This window comes from Companilactobacillus huachuanensis (assembly GCF_005404815.1).
Classification (GTDB): domain Bacteria; phylum Bacillota; class Bacilli; order Lactobacillales; family Lactobacillaceae; genus Companilactobacillus; species Companilactobacillus huachuanensis.
Window position 1 is genome coordinate 1 of record NZ_BJDF01000059.1, and the last position, 481, is coordinate 481.

Genomic DNA, 481 nt, shown 5'->3' on the forward strand with positions numbered 1-481 from the left:
ACGTAGTGGCCAAAAGGCCCTTCATGGCCTACAGAAGAAGAAGCATAGCCTCATCTATTGCAGATGTCTTTACTATAAGTCCTCTGCCATACCCAGTTCTCCTTATTCTAGCAGTGATCTTAATCTTCTTTTCTATATCATGGTATGTCTCTTATGACTCAATTATAGAAGCTGCAGAAGTGCAGATGAGTTGGGCGCTATTAGCCATTCCTATACTACTTCTAATGGCAGTCCACTTGGTGTCATCCATGGAAAATTCTGACCTCTTCTCTGCTTCCTCGCCCTATGGTTATCGCCGCCGCAGCTACCATAGTCCTCAGGAAGGCAGCTCTCCATGGGGCGTGGCTGCTTTAATTGTGTTGTTGCTTATTATGGTGCAATACCAGTCTGTGTTCCATGATAGCTGGCTTGTTTAGTATGTTAATTGTTACTGAGTATGATGTGTTTAGGTTGAAATATGTGATTTGAATAACTGGGACAA

1 protein-coding gene is annotated in these 481 nt (G+C 43.0%); it reads left to right on the forward strand.

From position 1 onward, the window contains the following. Positions 1 to 416 (forward strand): hypothetical protein (locus FFM71_RS13980; protein WP_223876561.1); only part of this gene is annotated, 416 nt, incomplete at its 5' end. Positions 417 to 481 lie beyond the last annotated feature (65 nt).